Origin of the sequence: Saccharopolyspora kobensis, assembly GCF_900108315.1 — a bacterium.
Taxonomy (GTDB): Bacteria; Actinomycetota; Actinomycetes; order Mycobacteriales; family Pseudonocardiaceae; genus Saccharopolyspora; species Saccharopolyspora kobensis.
In genome coordinates, this window is record NZ_FNVB01000002.1 from 1124541 (window position 1) to 1140962 (window position 16422).

Here is a 16422-nt window from a genome sequence, read left to right on the forward strand (position 1 = left end):
GGATCAACAGCCGACGCGCGGGAAAAATTCCCCGGTCAGCGCTCCGCGAGCAACAGCGACTCCACGTCGGACAACCGGCGCGGGGGCGGCAGCTCCCAGCACGGCCGCACCCGGGTCAGCTCGCGGTGCGCCCGGACGAGACCGGCGAAGTCCCTCGGGAACGCGCGCGGGTCCACCCCGAGCAGCATTCCGCGGCGCCCGGCCCGCTGCAGCAACCGCCGCCACTCGTCGATGCCCGCCAGCCCGATGGACTCGGTGCCGTGCGAGAAGAGCATCAGGCGGATCTCCTCGAAGTCCCGGGTGTCGAGGAAGTCGCTCAGCGCGCGGTGCGAGGCCTCGGTGTTGAACGCCATCCAGAACGGCACCGATCCGGTGCGCAGCGTCCACCAGGGCTCCATCAGCAGGAAGGACTCCACCAGCAGCCGGTCGGCGGGCAGACCGCGCTCCGCGTACCAGGCGCGGTGCAGGTCGGCGACGAGCGGGCTCATCCGCTCGGGGTGGTCGAAGGGCATGCGCCGCAACGAGAACTGCTGCTGGTCCGCCGCTTCGCCCAGGTCGGTCAGCAGGCCCGGTTCGAAACCCCACTCGGCTTCCGGTGCCCGCTCGTCGGGTTCCGGGGGCCACCAGCGGCTGCGGTGGGCGCCGTAGCGGCGCAGCAGGTCGGCCACCCTCGGCCCGCCCGAGTGGTACTCCTCCTCGGACGCGCCGCCCAGGGCGCCGAACTGGAACACGTGGCGCGGACCGACCCGGGTCACCGGCCACGACAGTCCGCACTCGACCGTCACCACCGCGCCACCGGCCATCAGGTGGTCGCGCAGGAACCGGCGGTAGGCGTCCGGCAAGCGCCGCCACTTCACGCGGAAGTAGGACATCCCGCTGATCATCAGCCGGTCCTGGTTGGGATCGTGCATGTGGTGCAGCACCAGGTCCGGGTTGGCGGCCAGCAGCCGCTCGGCCGGGGCGCGCCCCGCCTCCAGCTCGGCCTGCGGGTCGTCGCGGTCCACTCCGCGCCGCCGCACCGGGATCAGCACGGTCTGCGGCAACCACGGCGCGTCCAGCGCCGCCGCCAGGTGCACCGCGGCACCGTTGGAGGCACCGATGAACACCACCGGGTACCGGCGCTTCGGGTACTGGTCGACGACCCAGGAGGCGAGCTCGTCGGAATCGACCTCTCCCAGCCGGTTGGGCGGCAGCGCCTCGCTCACGCCGCTGGCCGCGTAGAGCTGGTCCGCCCATCGCGCGGGCAGCCGGTTGACACCCGCCAGCACGGCGCCGAGCACCGGTTCGAGCGCTCTCGGCGCCTGGCCGATCGCGGGGATGTCCTGGCCGGCGAGGAAGCGCGACAGGGCCCGGAGCATCCCCGTCGCGGAGTCGAAGGAAGCGACTGCACGTGCTGGTCGCAAATGTCCCACCTCGCCTCGGTGCGGCCGGACGCAGTCCACAGAGGATCGCGACACCGCACTCCGGGTGCGGGTCGTGCTTCCGAGATGCCCGTTGCGGGTCGATCGAAAACCTGCCTCGCCGCCCGTTGACCGGCCATGTCCGCGACTGTAGCTTTCACATCCATCGCAGCCCCTTCACAGATGTGAAAATGCCCAGCTGCACGAAGGAGTGCCTGATGGGTGCACCCAATGCGACCACCGACGACCCGTACCTGCTCACCGCTGACGGCATCAAGGAACCGCCCACCGGTTGGAAGGCCAGCCTCCGGTACCTGGGTCCGGGACTGATCGTCAGCGCCTCCATCGTCGGTTCCGGCGAACTGATCGCGACCACCGCGCTCGGAGCCGAGGTCGGCTTCGCCCTGCTGTGGATGGTGATCCTGTCCACCGCGGTGAAGGTGGCCGTGCAGGCCGAGCTCGCCCGCTGGACCATCATCACCGGCAAGCCCGCCCTGACCGGCTTCAACGAGGTCCCGCCGAAGATCGGCCGGATCGGCTGGATCAATCTGCTGTGGATGCTGATGGCGCTGTCCAAGCTGCTGCAGGTCGGCGGGATCGTCGGCGGCACGGCGGTGGCGCTGAGCATGCTGATACCGGTCGGCGGTGATCCGCTCGGCTTCACCTCGCTGGCGGTGTGGACGCTCATCGTCGTGGTGGGCAGCATCGCGCTGCTGTACTCCAACAGCTACAACCTGATCGAGCGCGGCGCTTTCGCGCTGGTCGCGGTCTTCTCGGTGGCCACCGTGGTGATCGCCCTCGGCCTGCCGTTCACGCCCTTCGGCTACGGCGGCGGCGATCTCCTCTCCGGGCTGACGTTCACCATCCCGGTCGGCGCGATCGGCGCGGCGGTGGCGATGTTCGGCATCACCGGCGTCGGCGCCGACGAGATCACGTTCTACACCTACTGGTGCGTCGAGAAGGGCTATGCCCGTTGGGTCGGGCCGGACGACGGCAGCGAGGAGTGGCAGCGGCGCGCCCGCGGCTGGATCCGCGTGATGTACAAGGACGTCTTCCTGTCCTGGGTGATCTACACGTTCAGCACGCTGGCGTTCTTCGTGATGGGTGCGGCGGTGCTCAACCCGCAGGGCCTGGTGCTCGAGGGCAACGAGATGATCACCACGCTGTCCCAGATGTACACCGACGTGATCGGTGAGTGGGCGGCGATCGGGTTCCTCGTCGGCGCGATCGCGGTGCTGGGATCGACGCTGTGGGCGTCGATCCCGAGCTGGTCGCGGATGTACGTCAACGTGCTCGCGACGCTCGGCGTGCTGGACTGGTCGGACGCGCGGTCGCGCGGCAGGTGGATCCGCGGCTTCACGGTCGCGCTGCCGATCGTGTGGGGCGCGACCTACCTGTTCATCAACTCACCGGTGGTCATGGTGCAGATCGGCGGCATCATGACCGGCATCTTCCTGCCCGCGGTGGTGGTGGCGACCTGGTATCTGCGCAACACGCAGGTGGACCGGCGGCTGCGCGGCTCGCGCGCGTTCAACACCCTGCTGGTGGTCAGCAGCATCGCGATCAGCCTGCTGGGCGCCTACAGCCTGGTGAACGTCTTCAGCTGAGCGCGGTCAGCGGTGGCCGTGCGGGTGGTGCTCGTTGTGGTGCCGGGCGTGCTCGCTCTGGTGCTGCGCGTGCTCGTCCCCGTGCTGCGAGTGGTGGTCACCGGTGTGCTCGTGCCCGTTGGTCTGGTCCAGGCAGGCCGAGTACTGCGCCGGGTCCTGCAGGTCGGAGCAGTCGACCGGGGTCTGCGCCGAAGCGAGCGCGGGCGCACCGAGCAGGAACGCTACCGCCAATACCGATCCGGCCAGGCCGCGCGAGGGTGGACGCATGTCGCACCGCCTCCGATGGGTGGGGTCGGGCGGGCGTCACCGCGGCGACGCTCGCCCGATGGAGAACTGACTACCAGTCCACAGTACAAACCGGGCACAACGCCCGAGAACCCCTGGCGCGGTGATTCTTCCGGGCCCGGACCCGGAGCGCAGATGGGACCAAAGCCCCTGGACACGGACTCAGCGGGGAGCCATCCGGATCGCGCCGTCGAGCCGGATGGTTTCCCCGTTGAGGTAGGGATTCTCCAGGATGTTGCAGGCCAGCGCGCCGAATTCGGCCGGGTCGCCGAGCCGCTTCGGGTTGGGCACCGAGTCCTCCAGGGACTTGCGGACGTCCTCGCGCAGGCGGCCCAGCAGCGGGGTGTCCATGATGCCCGGTGCGATGGTGCACACCCGGATCGCCTTGCTCGCCAGGTCCCGCGCCGCGCAGAGCGTCATGCCGACGATGGCCGATTTCGACGCGGTGTAGGCGATTTGGCCGATCTGCCCCTCGAACGCGGCGACCGACGCGGTCAGCACGATCGCGCCGCGCTCGTCGTCCACGGCGTCGTGCTTGGCCATCCGCGCCGCACCGAGGCGCAGCGCGTTGTAGGAACCGATCAGGTTCAGCTGGATGACGTCCTCGAAGGGTTCGAGCGCACCGGGCTCGCCGTCCTTCTCCACCAGGCGGATGCGGGCGCCGCGCCCGGCGCAGTGCACCAGCGCGCGCAGCGGCCCGGCCTCGTCGGCTGCGTCCAGCGCGGCGGCGAACTGCTGCTCGTCGGTGATGTCGGCGGCCGCGAACCGCGCGCCGAGCTCGGCGGCGACCTCCGCGCCCGGGGAGGCGGGCAGGTCGATGATGGTGACGGTGGCTCCCGCCCCGGCCAGCTTCCGCGCGGTCGCCAGTCCCAGACCGGACGCGCCGCCGGTCACCGCCGCCGAAATGCCTTCCAGACGCATGCGCTGATCCTCTCCACACCGGTGTGCTCGGCCCATTCAAGGCAGCTCGCGCGGAAGGGGTCAAAGTCCGGTTCGCGAACGGAGCCGAAGGCCCGGCCTATATCCGGTGGACGACCGGGCGAGAATCGGATCGTGAGCACTTGGAGAATCGAGCCCACCGCAGTGGACCGGCCGGACGTCCTCGGCCTGCTCCGCGAGTACACCGACGAGATGGCCAGCCGGTACTACGGCCGCCCGGCGACCGACGCCGAGGTGGACGAGGCGATCGCCGAGGATCCCAACGCCGGGCTGCACCCGCCGACCGGTGTCTTCCTGGTGGCCCGCGCGCAGGCCGAACTCGTGGGCTGCGTGGGCATTCGCGAGCTCGAACCCGGGATCGCCGAGCTGAAGCGGATGTACATCAGGCCGCAGGTGCGCGGGCGCGGCGCGGCCGCCCGGCTGCTCGCCGAGGTCGAGCAGCACGCGCAGCAGCTGGGCTACCGCGCGATCCGCCTGGACACCCGCAGCGACCTCGTGGAAGCCCGCCGCCTCTACGCCAGGCACGGCTACCAGGAGGTCCCGGCCTTCAACGACGGCCCGTACGCCGAGCACTGGTTCGAGAAGGCGCTGGGATGAACCAGCACCGGTCGTCGGCCACCGACCGGGAGCTGATCCGCCTCCGGACGCTCCTGGAGGAACCGCCCGCGCTCCGGAGCGACCGGCTCGACCTGGAGCCGCTGCGCGCCGACCACGCCGAGGAGATGTCGGCGGTGCTGGCCTCCCCGGAGCTCTACGAGTTCATCGGCGGCGTCCCGCTGACGGCGGCGGAACTGCGCGCCCGCTACGAGCGGATGCTGGCCGGTTCGCCGGATCCCGAGGTGTCGTGGTGCAACTGGGTCATCCGGCTGCGCGCCGAGAACCGGCTCGTCGGCGCGGTGCAGGCGACGATCGGCCCCGGGTACCCCGGGCCCGCGGCCGAGATCGCCTGGATGGTGGGCACCGGGTGGCAGCGCCGCGGCATCGCGAAGGAAGCCGTGCTCGCCCTGGTCGACTGGCTCCGCCGACTGCCGGTGCGCGGCGTCCTCGCCCACGTCCACCCGCGACACCGCGCCTCGGCCGCGGTCGCCGAGGCCGCCGGCCTGCAGCCGACGGCCGACATCCACGACGGCGAAGTCGTGTGGCGATTGCCCTTCAGGGACTGACTTCCCGATCCGGCGCCGCCGCTCGTTCCGGCCGTGCGGCGGCTGCCAGGCAGACGGCGAACACGACCGGAGCCGCTGCCTGGTAGCCGATCCACACCTCGCCGCCCGCGCTGCTGCCCAGCCGTGCCAGCAGCAGGGCCACCAGCGTGGCCAGCACCCAGCAGCCGTCGTAGGCGATCATGAGGCGCAGGTAGGTGCGCCTCGTCCGGCTGCGCAGGTATCCGAGCTCCATCGCGCCGCATGACAGCAGGGCCGCACCGGCGGCGATCATCAGCCAGCCGGGCACTCCGAGCAGCTCACCCAGCGGTGCGGCACCGATCGCGCAGGCAGCGGCGAACGCGAGTTTGAACGCGCCGTCGGCGACGATCCCGGCCACCTGCGACTTCCCCGCCGACACCGCGGTCCGCGCTTGTTCCACGAGCACCCCTCCAGTCGTAATCTGATTACGACTATAATCTGATTATGCGAAAGACGAGAGCGCAGGCCAAGGAGGACAACCGCCGCGCCCTGCTGGACGCCGCGTTCGAGGTGGTGTCCCGGGACGGCTACCGGGCCAAGCTCGAAGACATCGCCGCGCGCGCCGAGTTGACCACCGGCGCCATCTACTCGCTGTTCGGCAGCAAGAACGGCCTGGTGGTCGCGCTGGTCGCCGACCGCCTGCAGCCGCACTACGCGGAGATCGAGCAGGCAGTGCCCGGCGAGCTGGACCTGATCGCCGCGGTCGGCGCTTTCGCCCGGCACCAGCGGCGCAGCTGCGACGCGCCCGATGCGCTGTCCGTGCAGTCGCTCCAGCTCACCTTGCTGGACATGGCCCTGCACGATCCGGGCCTGGCCGCACAGCTCGCCGAGACCGTCCGAGCGCAGGAGAACCACCTGGTCGAGCTGTTCACCGGGCGGGCCCACGACGGAAGCACCGTGACCCGGCACCAAGCCGAGCGCCTGACGACGGCGCTCAGGGCGTTGTTCGTCGGACTCACCCAGGGCGTCAACCTGGGGCTCGCACCCGGCGCCGACGAGCAGTACTTCGCGGATGCGGCGTGCGCCCTGGTCACCGACGCACGACTCACCGACGATCAGACCTGAGCGGGCACCGCTCCCCCGTCGACGAGTTCGTCCAGCCAGCGCAAGGCCGCCGGGACCGGGTCGGAGGACCGCAGCACGTGGTGGAGGTAGGTGTTGGCCACCAGCAGCTTCCGGTAGCCCAGGCCGGTGCGGGCTTCGTGGTCGGCCTGCTCGAACAGCAGCGCCGCCATCGTCGTCCGCGCCGCCAGGTCGGTGAACTCGCCGCACAGAGCCTGCGCGTACTCGTCGTCGGCGGCGAGCAACGACTCGCCGAGCGCACGCACCTTGTCCACTTCGGACACCAGGTGTTCAGCCCCGGCAGCCGCGTCCGGGTCGGTGATGCGCTCCAGGCGCTGCTGCGCGGTATCGGCGAGCAGCTCGTGGGCGCGGTCCTTGCGGATGCAGCGCAGGACGTCCAGCGCGATCACGTTGCTGGAGCCCTCCCAGATCGAGCCCAGGTGCGCGTCGCGCAGGAGCCTGGGGTTGATCCAGTCCTCGATGTAGCCGTTCCCGCCGCGGATCTCCATCGCCTCGCCGGTCACCACGCGCGCCAACTTGCACAGGTGGTACTTGCCCAGCGGCGTCATGACCCGGATCAGCCTGCGCGCGTCGGCGTTCCCGGCGTCGGCCCGGTCGAGCGCGGCGGCGGCTTCCAGCACGAACCCGAGGCCGGCCTCGGCGTGCAGCAGCATCGGCAGCAACGTCTTGCGCATCAGCGGCTGGTCGAAGAGCGGTTTGCCGAAGGCCACCCGGCCGCGGGTGTGCGCGACCGACTCGGTGAGCGCCCGCCGCATCAGCGCCACCGCGCGCATGGCGTTGGACAGCCGTGAGACGTTGACCATCTCGGCCATCTGCAGGAACCCGCGGGAGAGATCGCCGACGGGCAGCGCGTAGCAGTCCTCCAGCGTCACCTCACCGCTGGCCATCGAGCGGCTGCCGAGCTTGTCCTTGAGCCGGTCGATCCGGTAGGTGTTGCGGCTTCCGTCCGGGCGCAGCCGGGGCACCATGAACATCCCGAGCCCCTTGGTGCCCTCGGGGCCGCCCGGAATCCGCGCGAGGGTGAGGATCACGTCGGCGGAAACGTTGGAGGCGAACCACTTCTGGCCGCGCAGCGTCCAGTGCGCACCGGCCGGGGTCGCCTCGGTGGCGGTGCGTCCGACGTCGCTGCCGCCCTGCTTCTCGGTCATGAACATCGCGCCCGTCAGCAGCGAGTCGAAGTGCGGGGAGCTCAACCCGTCGATCTCGCGCGCGAACAGCGATCGGTCGCCGAACCTGCGCAGCACCCGCGCGGCCGAGTCGGTCATCGAAACCGGGCAGAACAGCCCGAACTCGGCCTGCACGAACACGTAGGACAGACCGTACTTGACCACGTGCGGCACCTCGGTGGGCCAGCCGTGCACGCCCGCCCGGTGCGACATCGCGGCGAACCCGAACCGCTCGAACGCCAGCCGCGACATCTCGGTGTAGGCCGGGTGGTAGATCACTTCGTCCACCCGTTCGCCCGCCGCGTCGTACTGCCGCAGCCGCGGCGGGTTGGTCTCCGCGACCGCGGCCAGCTCGTCGAGCCGTCCCGCCGCCACCGCGCCGACGTCGCGCAGCACCGGCTCCACCCGGTCCATCGAGCCGACGTGCCGGGTCAGCAGGGGTCGCAGCGCTGGGTCGAGATCGGCGAAGTTCATGCCCAGCACGTTTCCACCGCCCCGACCGAGCTGTCCAATACCGAATCGACCGCGCGCTGAGACTCCCGCCGACTCAATCCCTTCCGCCATCCGGAACGGGCAGCGTCGCCCGGCGCCCGGGCATACCGTGAAGTGGCAACCTCGGCGAGCAGGTGGGGCGACATGGTGGATGCGCAGCGCGAGCTGGTGCTGATCCGGCACGCGAAATCGGCCTGGCCGGACGACGCCGACGACTTCGACCGCCCGCTGGCCGAGCGCGGCCGCCGCGACGCACCGGCCCTCGGCCGCTGGCTGCGCAAGCACGCGGCGGCGGTCGAGCTGGTGCTGTGCTCACCGGCCACGCGCGCCCGCCAGACCTGGGAGCTGGCGGCCCCGGAGATCCCGGCCGAGCCGGTGGTGACGCACGACGACCGGATCTACGTGGCCTCGGCGCGCGAACTCCTGCTGGTCGTCCACGAGATCCCGAAAACGGTGATGACCGCAGCCGTCATCGGCCACAACCCCGGCCTGGAGGACCTGGTCAGCCTGCTCACCGGAGAACCCGCAGTGCTCAAGACCGCGGCGGTGGCGGTCCTCAGCACCCCCAGCCCGTGGTCGGCCATCGGCGAGAACAGCGCCACCGCAGTCGAATTCGCCAAACCGCGCGGCTGAACCCGCTGGGCGCCGCCGGATGCGCGGCGGCGCCCGGCCTCGGCAACCTCGTTACCGCCACCGTCGCGGTGCTCGACCCGGAGCTGGTGGTCCTCGGCGGCGGCGTCGGGCAGAACCACATCCTGCTGCCCGGCGTGCAGGACGCGGTGCGCAGGCTCATCTGGGAAACCCCGATCACGACGAGCCAGCTCGGCAACGAGGCGACCGTGCTGGGCGCAGTCGCACTGGCAGCCGACGCGGGGCTCGCCGAGCTCACGCGAACTCCCGGCACCCTGAGCAAGAACGTCCGCACCCTGTCGTGACGCTCCTGGCCAGTTGACCAGCGACGGCCGACCCCGCCTTGTGCCGGGATCGGCCGCCGCGTCGCGTCAGGCCGGCTGGACGCCGGGGCGGCCGTTCTCGACGACGTAGGTGGCCCGGGTCGAGATCGGTGCTCCCCGGCGCTCGATGTACGGGACCACCCGGTAGTCGCTGCGCCAGAGCTCCGGGGTCAGGGTGCAGCGGACGTAGCCGCGCTGGGCGTTGAAGAACTTCATGTGCGGGTTGGCCGCGAGCATCGTGCGGCCCTCCTCGGTCATGTCTGCGCCGTCGCCGCCGCTGCTGATCGAGGTGCCGACGAACTCGCTGGCCACCGTGGGCGAGTCCGGGTCATCGAAATCGCGCTTGAGGTCCCAGGCGTAGTTCTGGTGCCGGTCGCCGGTGATCACCACCAGGTTGCGGACGCCGCGGTGGGCGGCGCCGGCCAGCACCGCGTTGCGCTCGGCCACGTAGCCGTCCCACGGGTCCATGAACAGCTTCTTCGCCGGGCCCGCGTCGAGGTCGGTCTCGCCCATCGGCGCCTGGTTGCCGAGGATCTGCCACTTCGAGCGGTTCCAGTAGAAGCCGTCCAGCAGCCACTCCCGCTGCTGCTCGCCGAGGATGGTGCGGCGCGGGTCCAGCCGTTCGGCGCAGTCGTACTTCGAGCCGTCGCCGCAGGGCTGGTCGTCGCGGTACTGGCGGGTGTCGATCATGGTGAGGTCGGCCAGGTCGCCGAACTTCAGCCTGCGGTGCAGCCGCACGTTCGGGCCGTCGGGCATCGCGGTGCGTCGCAGCGGCAGGTTCTCGTACATCGCCTGGAACGCCGCCGCCCGCCGCCGCAGGAACACCGCGGTGTCGTCGTCGTCCTGGGAGATCTCCCCGGCCCAGTTGTTGTCCACCTCGTGGTCGTCCATCGTGGTGATCCACGGGAACGCCGCGTGCGCGGACTGCAGGTGCGGATCGCTCTTGAACAGCGAGTACTGCAGGCGGTAGCGGTCGAGGCTCGCGGTCTCCGACTTGAACTCCGAGCCCAGCGCCACGCCCCGCTTGTTTTCGGTCTGGTCGTACTCGTAGAGGTAGTCGCCGAGGTGCACGACGAAATCGAGGTCCTCGCCCGCCATGTGCTCGTAGGCGGTGAAGAAGCCGTCCTTCCAGTGCTGGCAGGAGGCGAAGGCGAACGACAACGAGGCCAGCGCGGCGGCGTCGGCGGGCGCGGTCCTGGTGCGCCCGACCGGGCTCAGCTCGCCGGCGGCGCGGAAGCGGTAGAAGTAGTCGCGGCCCGGCTGCAGGCCGGAGATCTCGGCGTGCACGGAGTGCCCGAGCTCCGGGGTCGCGGTGGCCGAACCGCGCCGCACCACGTCGCGGAACGACTCGTCGGTGGCCACTTCGTACTGCACCTGCACGGGTTTGGCGGGCATGCCGCCGGAACCGTCCGCGGCCAGCGGTTCCGGTGCCAGCCGGGTCCAGAGCACCACGCCGTCGGGCAGCGGATCACCGGAGGCCACGCCCAGCGAGAACGGGTAACCGCCGCGGAGCCGCACGTCGGCCGCCGCGCTGCTCCACGCACCCGTGCCCAGCAGGACCGCGGCCGCGCCCGCACCTCCGATGCTCAGCACCTTGCGGCGATTCAGCTTCCCGGGCATGCATTGCTCCTTCCGATCGGACAACGGGCCGATTCTGCAGATCACGGGCGTCCGGAAGATCGCGTTCACCCGTCGCGGAGATGAACGCCGGGCGAGCCCGCGGCCGGAGTTGGCCGCGAGCCCGCCCGAACCGCCGTCACGGCAGGCTGATCGCCACCACGTCGCGGCCGAACCCGGCGACCTGGTCGGCCAGCCGCCGCGCCCACGGGTGCTCGTCGGCGCTCAGCCCACCGAGGTCGACCTTGAAGCGCACCAGCCCCGGCCCGCGCACCACCTCGGCGGAGCCACCGCGTTCGCCGATCAGCCGCTGCACCTGATCGGCGACGGCCGGACGCACCGAGAGGATCAGCCGGCCCGGCGTTGCCGCGGTGGGCTCCGCGCGGACGGCCGCAGCGGCCTGGGGCGCGTTCGCCGGTCGCGGCCCGGTCATGGCGTTGCGCAGCAGCTTGGCCGTGCCGTTGGTGAAAGCGCGGTAGTTCGGGTCGAAGCCGAAGAGCACCACCCGTCCGCTGCCGGCGGCTTCGTCCACGACCGCGGTCTTGCCGTGCAGCTGCTCGGCGCCCTCGGCGAACCCGGAGACGTACCAGTCCGGATCGCCCTCGGCGGGGAACGCCGCCACCGACGACTCCTCCGGTGCCGACCACACCGCCTCGTACTCGTACATCGCCCACGCCGTCGGTCCCACGCCCTCGGCCAGCGGGCTGTCCTGGTCGATCTGCATCCGGATGAGCGCGCCGGGGATGTCCGAGGTCGGCTCGGCGTAGGTCGCCGAGGTGAGGCCCAGGCGCACCGCCAGCCGCGAGGCGTCGCGCAGCGCGATCAGGGTTCCGCCGCCGCGGACCCATTCGGTCAGCGCGGCCCGGCCCCGCTCCCCGAGCGCGTCGAAGGCCTCCTGGTCCGAACCGTTCGGGATCACCAGCACGTCGCGACCGGCGAGCGCACCGGCCGCGATCTGCTCGGCGGTGAGGTCGCCGAAGTCCATCCGCTGCTCGTCCAGCCACCAGCGCAGCCAGCCCGCCGATTCGGTCGCCGCACTGCCGCCCGGCAGCTGCCAGAGCGCCGTGCGCGGCGCGTCGACGACCGGCCGCGCCACCGGCTCCGGCTGCTCCGGCAACGGCATCGCACGCGGCCGCAGGTCTGCTCCCGAACGTCCGCCGCTGATGTTCTCCACCAGCGGGCCGCTCCAGGCCGTCACGTCGTAGAAGTACGGGAAAGGGACGTAGCTGTTCTCGTTGAGCATGGCCTGCACCCAGTGCTTCTGGCCCTGCGCCATCGGGATCCACAGCGTCCCGGCGGGCAGCGTCGCAGGCTGCTCCGCGCGCCCGTACTCGGTGTAGTCCGGGACCTCCAGCGGCGTGGTCAACCGGTAGACGTCGACGTCCATCCGCTGGAGCCGTCGCGCGAGGCGCTGCACCTCGGCGGACTTCGCCGGGTCGTCGGTGCGCAGGAAGTAGTGCTTGACCGCGATGTCGGGCACCGGGTTGGTGATCTCTCCGTCGTTCCAGTAGAGCTGGTTCGGCTCCAGCTCACCGGCCGCGCCCTGCCGCTGCGCCTCCAGGTGCTCACCGCGCCACTCGGCCAGCAGCTGCCGGTCCTGCGCCCCGGCGGCCATGAGCGTCGCCCAGATCGCGGTGTACTGCTCGCCGACCCGCTCCGGAACCGGATCGCCGGAGTTCTTCTCGAAGGTCATCCCGGCCGCGTTGAAGCCGGTCAGCGGCACCGTGTCGCCGTAGCCGAGGTACATCAGGTCGTAGGACTCGCCGTTGAAGTACGGGATGCCGAAGCGGCCGAACGCCTGCTGCATCGCCGGGCCGTAGACGTCGTAGACCCAGTTCAGCGGGGTTTCGCCGATGTCGTGGTAGACCGGGTCGGCGTTGGGCGGGAAGAAGTAGTCCGGGCTGCCCATCTCGTGGGCGTCGATGAACATCTGCGGCGGCAGCTCGCGCAGCTTCTCCAGCTTGCCCTCGGTCTCGGGCTGGGTGCGGGCGAACCAGTCGCGGTTCATGTCGAAGCCGTAGGCGTTGCGGCGGGTGTCGGCCTCCCGCCCGTCCGGGTTCTGCGTCGGCAGCACCACCACGACCGCGTTGTCGAGGATGCTCTGCGCGGTGCAGTCGGTGCGGGCCGTCAGCTCGTACAGCACGCGCAGCGCCGCGTCCGTGCCGCTCTCCTCGTCGCCGTGCACGTTCCCGGCGACCCACAGCACGGCGGGAGTGTCGCGGATGATCCGCTGCGCCACCGGTTCCGGCGTGTTCGGGTCGCGCAACCTGTTGAGCTGCCTGCCGATGTTCTCCAGCGCGCCCCGCCGCACCCACTTCTCCTGACCGACCACCGCGTAGCGCAGCGGACGCCCCTGCACCGAGGTGGCCAGCTCGCCGTCGACGACGTTCGGGCTGGCCTCGGCGAGCGCCCGCAGGTAGGTGTCGGACTCCTCGGTGGTGACCTCGCGCTCGCCGAGGTCGGTGCCCAGGACCTCGCGCGCCGTCGGCACCGAATCGTCGACCACCGGCGGCGTGAACGGGTCGCAGGACGGCGCCGCGGCCGCCTGCGGCGCCGCGAGCAGCGGCAGGGACACGACCAGCGCGGCTGCGCCGGTTGACCACTTCGAGCGGCCGGATCCCCGGAACGTGAACATCGCCATGTGACCGTCCATCGCTAGGGTGCGGAATCGACGAGCGAGTCGATCACGCCGTCAATCCGGTCGCAAGCTCCGGAAGGACTCGAACGGGACAACGGAAACTGTTGCTCACCCCGATGAGGCGAAGATCGACCGCGCTCCGGCGCCCGGCCCGTGGCATAGGGTCGCGGCAAGCGGCAGAGGAGGATCGATGTCCGAAACCACCCGTGGCGAACCGTTCTTCACCCCGGACGGCGACCAGCTCGTCCCGGCTCCGCACGCGAACAGCCCGTGGGCGCCGGACATGATGCACGGGCGGTTGTTCGGCGGGTTGCTCGCGCGCGCCCTGGAACGGGAGCACGGCGACCCGGACCTGCACTTCAGCCGGTTGACTGTGGATCTGTTCCGCAGCGCCAAGCTCGCCCCGGTGCGAGTGGAGACGCGGCGCGTCCGCGACGGCCGCCGCATCCGGGTCGTCGACGCGACGGTGTTGGCCGGGGACGCGCCGGTCGCGCGGGCGAGCGCCGTCATGCTGCGCCGCGGCGAGCAGCCCGCGGGCACCATTCCCGCCACGTCCGCTTGGGACGCTCCGGCGCCGGGCGAGCTCGGCCCGCCCCGCCCGGATCCCCACGGCTGGATCCCGCCGTTCGACGTGTGGATCCTCGACACCGACGGCAAGCCCACCGCGGACTGGCGGGCCAGCGGGCCGCGCCGCGCGTGGGTGCGGGACCGGTGCGACCTGGTGGCGGGAGAGGCGATGTCGCCGCTCGTGCGCGTCGCGCTGGCGGGCGATTTCGCCAGTCCGCTGGTGAACTTCGGCCAGGACGGGACGCTGGAGTTCATCAACGCCGATTACACGCTCACCCTCGGCCGGCTGCCGCGCGGCGAGGTCATCGGCGTCGAGGCGACCGGGCAGCTCAGCGCGGAGGGCATCGCGGCGGGCAGCTGCACGTTCCACGACACCGAGGGGCCGATCGGGTTCAGCGCGCTGACCGCCGTGGCCAATCCCGCGAGCAGATGACCGGATCGTTCCGGCCTGCGCCGTGATCGTGCCTTCCCGGTCGCGGCGCGGCCGGGAAGACTCCGGGCTGTGAACAAAGCACTTCTCGTCGTCGACGTCCAGGAATCGTTCCGGCAGCGGCCGCTGTGGCAGGCCATCTCCAACCCCGACATCGTCACCAAGGTCAACCGCCTGGTCGACCTCGCCCGCGCCGAGGGCGACCTGGTGGTCTGGGTGCTGCACAGCGAACCCGGCAGCGGTGGCGTGTTCGACCCGGTCAACGGCCACAACCGGCTCCAGGAGGGGCTCGTGCCCGCCGACGGCGAGCCGCTGCTGACCAAGACCTCGCACAACGCCTTCACCACCACGAACCTGCACCAGCTGCTGACGCAGCGCGGGATCCGCGAGCTCGGCGTGGCCGGCATCCGCACCGAGCAGTGCTGCGAGACCACCACCCGGGTGGCCTCCGACCTCGGCTACGACGTCACGTTCGTGACCGATGCGACGGCGACGAACCCGATCGCGCACCGCGACGCCCCGGCCGACCAGACGGTGGCCGAGCTGCTGGCCGACCCGCGGACGCTGCACAGCGCGGAGATCATCGCCCGCACCGAGTACGCGCTGTCCGGGCGCTTCGCCACCATTCGCACCGTCGCGGAGCTCACCGGCACAGCGGAATGACCGGATCGTGCCCGCCCGGTGCCCGGGCGGGCACCTGGCCGCCACCTCCGTCATCGTGGTCTCGCGTAAGCTGAACCTCCCGCGCGACGGACAGGGGGCCGAGGTGGCGGAGACAGCGGTGACCGAGGTGCTGGCCGAGCTGGCCGAGCTCGAGGACCCGAAGATGCGCGCGGTCAACGAGAAGCACGGTGACGATCACGGCGTGAACCTCGGCAAGCTGCGCGCGATCGCGAAGCGGCTCAAGACGCAGCAGGAGCTCTCCCGCGAGCTGTGGGCGACCGGCGACTCCGCGGCACGGCTGCTGGCGACGCTGATCTGCCGCCCGAAGGCCTTCGAGCGCGCTGAGCTGGACGCCATGCTGCGCGAGGCGCGCACCCCGAAAGTGCACGACTGGCTGGTCAACTACGTGGTGAAGAAGAGCCCGCACGCCGAGGAGCTGCGCCTGGCCTGGTCCGCCGATCCGGATCCGGTCATCGCCGGCGCCGGGTGGGCGCTGACCACCGAACGCGTGGCCAAGAAGCCCGCTGGCCTCGACCTGGCGGGGTTGCTCGACGTCATCGAGGCGGAGATGAAGGACGCCGCGCCCCGCCTGCAGTGGGCGATGAACAGCTGCCTGGCCCAGATCGGGATCGACCACGCCGAGCACCGCGCCCGCGCGCTCGACATCGGCGAGCGCCTGGAGGTGCTCAAGGACTACCCGACCCCGCCGAACTGCACATCCCCGTACGCGCCGATCTGGATCAACGAGATGGTGCGCCGCCAGAGCTAGGCCCGCAACGCTGCTTCGATGCGGGCCGCGGCGGCGACGACTTGGCTTCCGAAGCACCGGCCGGGGCTGGGCCGCAGGCGTTGCGTCGGGGCCGAGAGGCACACCGCCGCCACGGTGTCGCCGTGCAGGCGGACCGGCGCGCTGACCGATCCGACGCCCGGCGCGCGGTCCTCGACGCTCTCGACCCATCCGCACCCGTCCGGGTTCTGCTCGCCGAGCAGGACCTGCGCCGCCGAGCCGCGAGGAAACGGCAGCAGGCTGCCCACCGGCTGGCTGGCGCGCAGCTCCTCGGCCGATTCGATGCTCACGACGCAGAGCCGGCGGTCGGCGCGGCGCACCCACAGCTGCGCGGACTCCCCCGTCTCCGCGCACAGTTCCGCCAGCACCGGCTGCGCCGTTTCGGCCAGTGCGGAGGTCGCGAAGCGCGGCCCGAGGTGGAAGCAACCCGCCGCGTCCCGGCGCAGCAGGCCGTGCGCGACGAGCGCGGTGGCCAGGCGGTGCGCGGTGGACACCGTCAGCCCGAGAGCCCTGGCCAGGTCGCTGGTGCCCATCGGGTTGCTCTCGACGCAGTCCAGGATCGCGACCGAGCGGTCCAGCACCCCGACACCGGTGGCGAACGGTTCGGCCATCGC

The 16422-nt window shown here is 71.4% G+C and carries 17 protein-coding genes; 9 read left to right on the plus strand and 8 right to left on the minus strand.

Annotation, left to right across the window (positions count from 1 at the left end; genetic code table 11):
* Positions 1 to 35: 35 nt before the first annotated feature.
* The gene (locus C4T78_RS05000; protein ID WP_093346672.1) at positions 36 to 1403 is read right to left on the minus strand and encodes a hypothetical protein; all 1368 of its coding nucleotides are present in this window, start codon (positions 1401 to 1403) and stop codon (positions 36 to 38) included.
* Between the two features lie 215 nt (positions 1404 to 1618).
* On the opposite strand from C4T78_RS05000, the gene C4T78_RS05005 reads away from it, so the two are divergent.
* Entirely contained in the window at positions 1619 to 3007 is a 1389-nt protein-coding gene (locus C4T78_RS05005) for an Nramp family divalent metal transporter (protein WP_093346670.1), read from the plus strand.
* Positions 3008 to 3013: 6 nt separating this feature from the next.
* Here the strand turns inward: C4T78_RS05005 and C4T78_RS05010 are convergent, their stop codons facing one another.
* Both C4T78_RS05010 and C4T78_RS05015 read right to left on the minus strand, forming a co-directional pair.
* Positions 3014 to 3274: a hypothetical protein gene (locus tag C4T78_RS05010; RefSeq protein WP_143185727.1), complete on the minus strand. Its 261-nt coding sequence runs from the start codon at positions 3272 to 3274 to the stop codon at positions 3014 to 3016.
* Positions 3275 to 3454: 180 nt separating this feature from the next.
* Positions 3455 to 4213 carry an SDR family NAD(P)-dependent oxidoreductase gene (locus C4T78_RS05015; RefSeq protein ID WP_093149477.1) on the minus strand — a complete coding sequence of 253 codons (759 nt, stop codon included), beginning with the start codon at positions 4211 to 4213 and terminating at the stop codon, positions 3455 to 3457.
* Between the two features lie 132 nt (positions 4214 to 4345).
* On the opposite strand from C4T78_RS05015, the gene C4T78_RS05020 reads away from it, so the two are divergent.
* Positions 4346 to 4828, plus strand: coding sequence for a GNAT family N-acetyltransferase (locus tag C4T78_RS05020; RefSeq protein WP_218161445.1), 483 nt, complete (start codon positions 4346 to 4348; stop codon positions 4826 to 4828).
* The gene (locus C4T78_RS05025; protein ID WP_093346664.1) at positions 4825 to 5394 is read left to right on the plus strand and encodes a GNAT family N-acetyltransferase; all 570 of its coding nucleotides are present in this window, start codon (positions 4825 to 4827) and stop codon (positions 5392 to 5394) included. The genes C4T78_RS05020 and C4T78_RS05025 overlap by 4 nt, the downstream gene beginning before the upstream one ends.
* Here the strand turns inward: C4T78_RS05025 and C4T78_RS05030 are convergent.
* Entirely contained in the window at positions 5384 to 5812 is a 429-nt protein-coding gene (locus tag C4T78_RS05030) for a hypothetical protein (RefSeq protein WP_218161444.1), read from the minus strand. The genes C4T78_RS05025 and C4T78_RS05030 overlap by 11 nt on opposite strands.
* A 44-nt stretch (positions 5813 to 5856) precedes the next feature.
* Here C4T78_RS05030 and C4T78_RS05035 point away from each other — a divergent pair, with 44 nt between their 5' ends.
* Positions 5857 to 6477, plus strand: a complete 621-nt coding sequence (locus tag C4T78_RS05035) for a TetR/AcrR family transcriptional regulator (RefSeq protein WP_093346662.1) — start codon at positions 5857 to 5859, stop codon at positions 6475 to 6477.
* Here the strand turns inward: C4T78_RS05035 and C4T78_RS05040 are convergent.
* Entirely contained in the window at positions 6468 to 8135 is a 1668-nt protein-coding gene (locus C4T78_RS05040) for an acyl-CoA dehydrogenase family protein (protein WP_093346659.1), read from the minus strand. The genes C4T78_RS05035 and C4T78_RS05040 overlap by 10 nt on opposite strands.
* A 162-nt stretch (positions 8136 to 8297) precedes the next feature.
* On the opposite strand from C4T78_RS05040, the gene C4T78_RS05045 reads away from it, so the two are divergent.
* Positions 8298 to 8786 (plus strand): SixA phosphatase family protein, encoded by a 489-nt coding sequence (locus tag C4T78_RS05045; protein WP_093346657.1) that lies wholly within the window; start codon positions 8298 to 8300, stop codon positions 8784 to 8786.
* Positions 8726 to 9088, plus strand: coding sequence for an ROK family protein (locus C4T78_RS36905; protein ID WP_107916145.1), 363 nt, complete (start codon positions 8726 to 8728; stop codon positions 9086 to 9088). The genes C4T78_RS05045 and C4T78_RS36905 overlap by 61 nt, the downstream gene beginning before the upstream one ends.
* A 66-nt stretch (positions 9089 to 9154) precedes the next feature.
* Here the strand turns inward: C4T78_RS36905 and C4T78_RS05055 are convergent, their stop codons facing one another.
* Together C4T78_RS05055 and C4T78_RS05060 are read right to left on the minus strand one after the other, a co-directional pair.
* A complete protein-coding gene (locus C4T78_RS05055; RefSeq protein ID WP_093346651.1) occupies positions 9155 to 10726 on the minus strand; it encodes an alkaline phosphatase D family protein in 1572 nt (523 codons plus the stop codon).
* A 136-nt stretch (positions 10727 to 10862) separates the two neighbouring features.
* A complete protein-coding gene (locus C4T78_RS05060; RefSeq protein ID WP_177247396.1) occupies positions 10863 to 13364 on the minus strand; it encodes a M14 family zinc carboxypeptidase in 2502 nt (833 codons plus the stop codon).
* A 187-nt stretch (positions 13365 to 13551) separates the two neighbouring features.
* Here C4T78_RS05060 and C4T78_RS05065 point away from each other — a divergent pair, with 187 nt between their 5' ends.
* The 3 genes from C4T78_RS05065 (at position 13552) to C4T78_RS05075 (ending at position 15790) form a co-directional block, all read left to right on the plus strand.
* On the plus strand, positions 13552 to 14361 hold the full coding sequence (locus C4T78_RS05065; protein ID WP_093346647.1) for an acyl-CoA thioesterase domain-containing protein: 810 nt from the start codon (positions 13552 to 13554) through the stop codon (positions 14359 to 14361).
* Positions 14362 to 14430: 69 nt separating this feature from the next.
* Positions 14431 to 15021: a cysteine hydrolase family protein gene (locus tag C4T78_RS05070; RefSeq protein WP_093346644.1), complete on the plus strand. Its 591-nt coding sequence runs from the start codon at positions 14431 to 14433 to the stop codon at positions 15019 to 15021.
* 103 nt (positions 15022 to 15124) lie between these two features.
* Positions 15125 to 15790, plus strand: coding sequence for a DNA alkylation repair protein (locus C4T78_RS05075; protein WP_093348422.1), 666 nt, complete (start codon positions 15125 to 15127; stop codon positions 15788 to 15790).
* On the opposite strand, the gene C4T78_RS05080 is transcribed toward C4T78_RS05075, so the two are convergent.
* Positions 15787 to 16419: an IclR family transcriptional regulator gene (locus C4T78_RS05080; protein ID WP_093346642.1), complete on the minus strand. Its 633-nt coding sequence runs from the start codon at positions 16417 to 16419 to the stop codon at positions 15787 to 15789. The genes C4T78_RS05075 and C4T78_RS05080 overlap by 4 nt on opposite strands.
* Between the last annotated feature and the right edge of the window lie 3 nt (positions 16420 to 16422).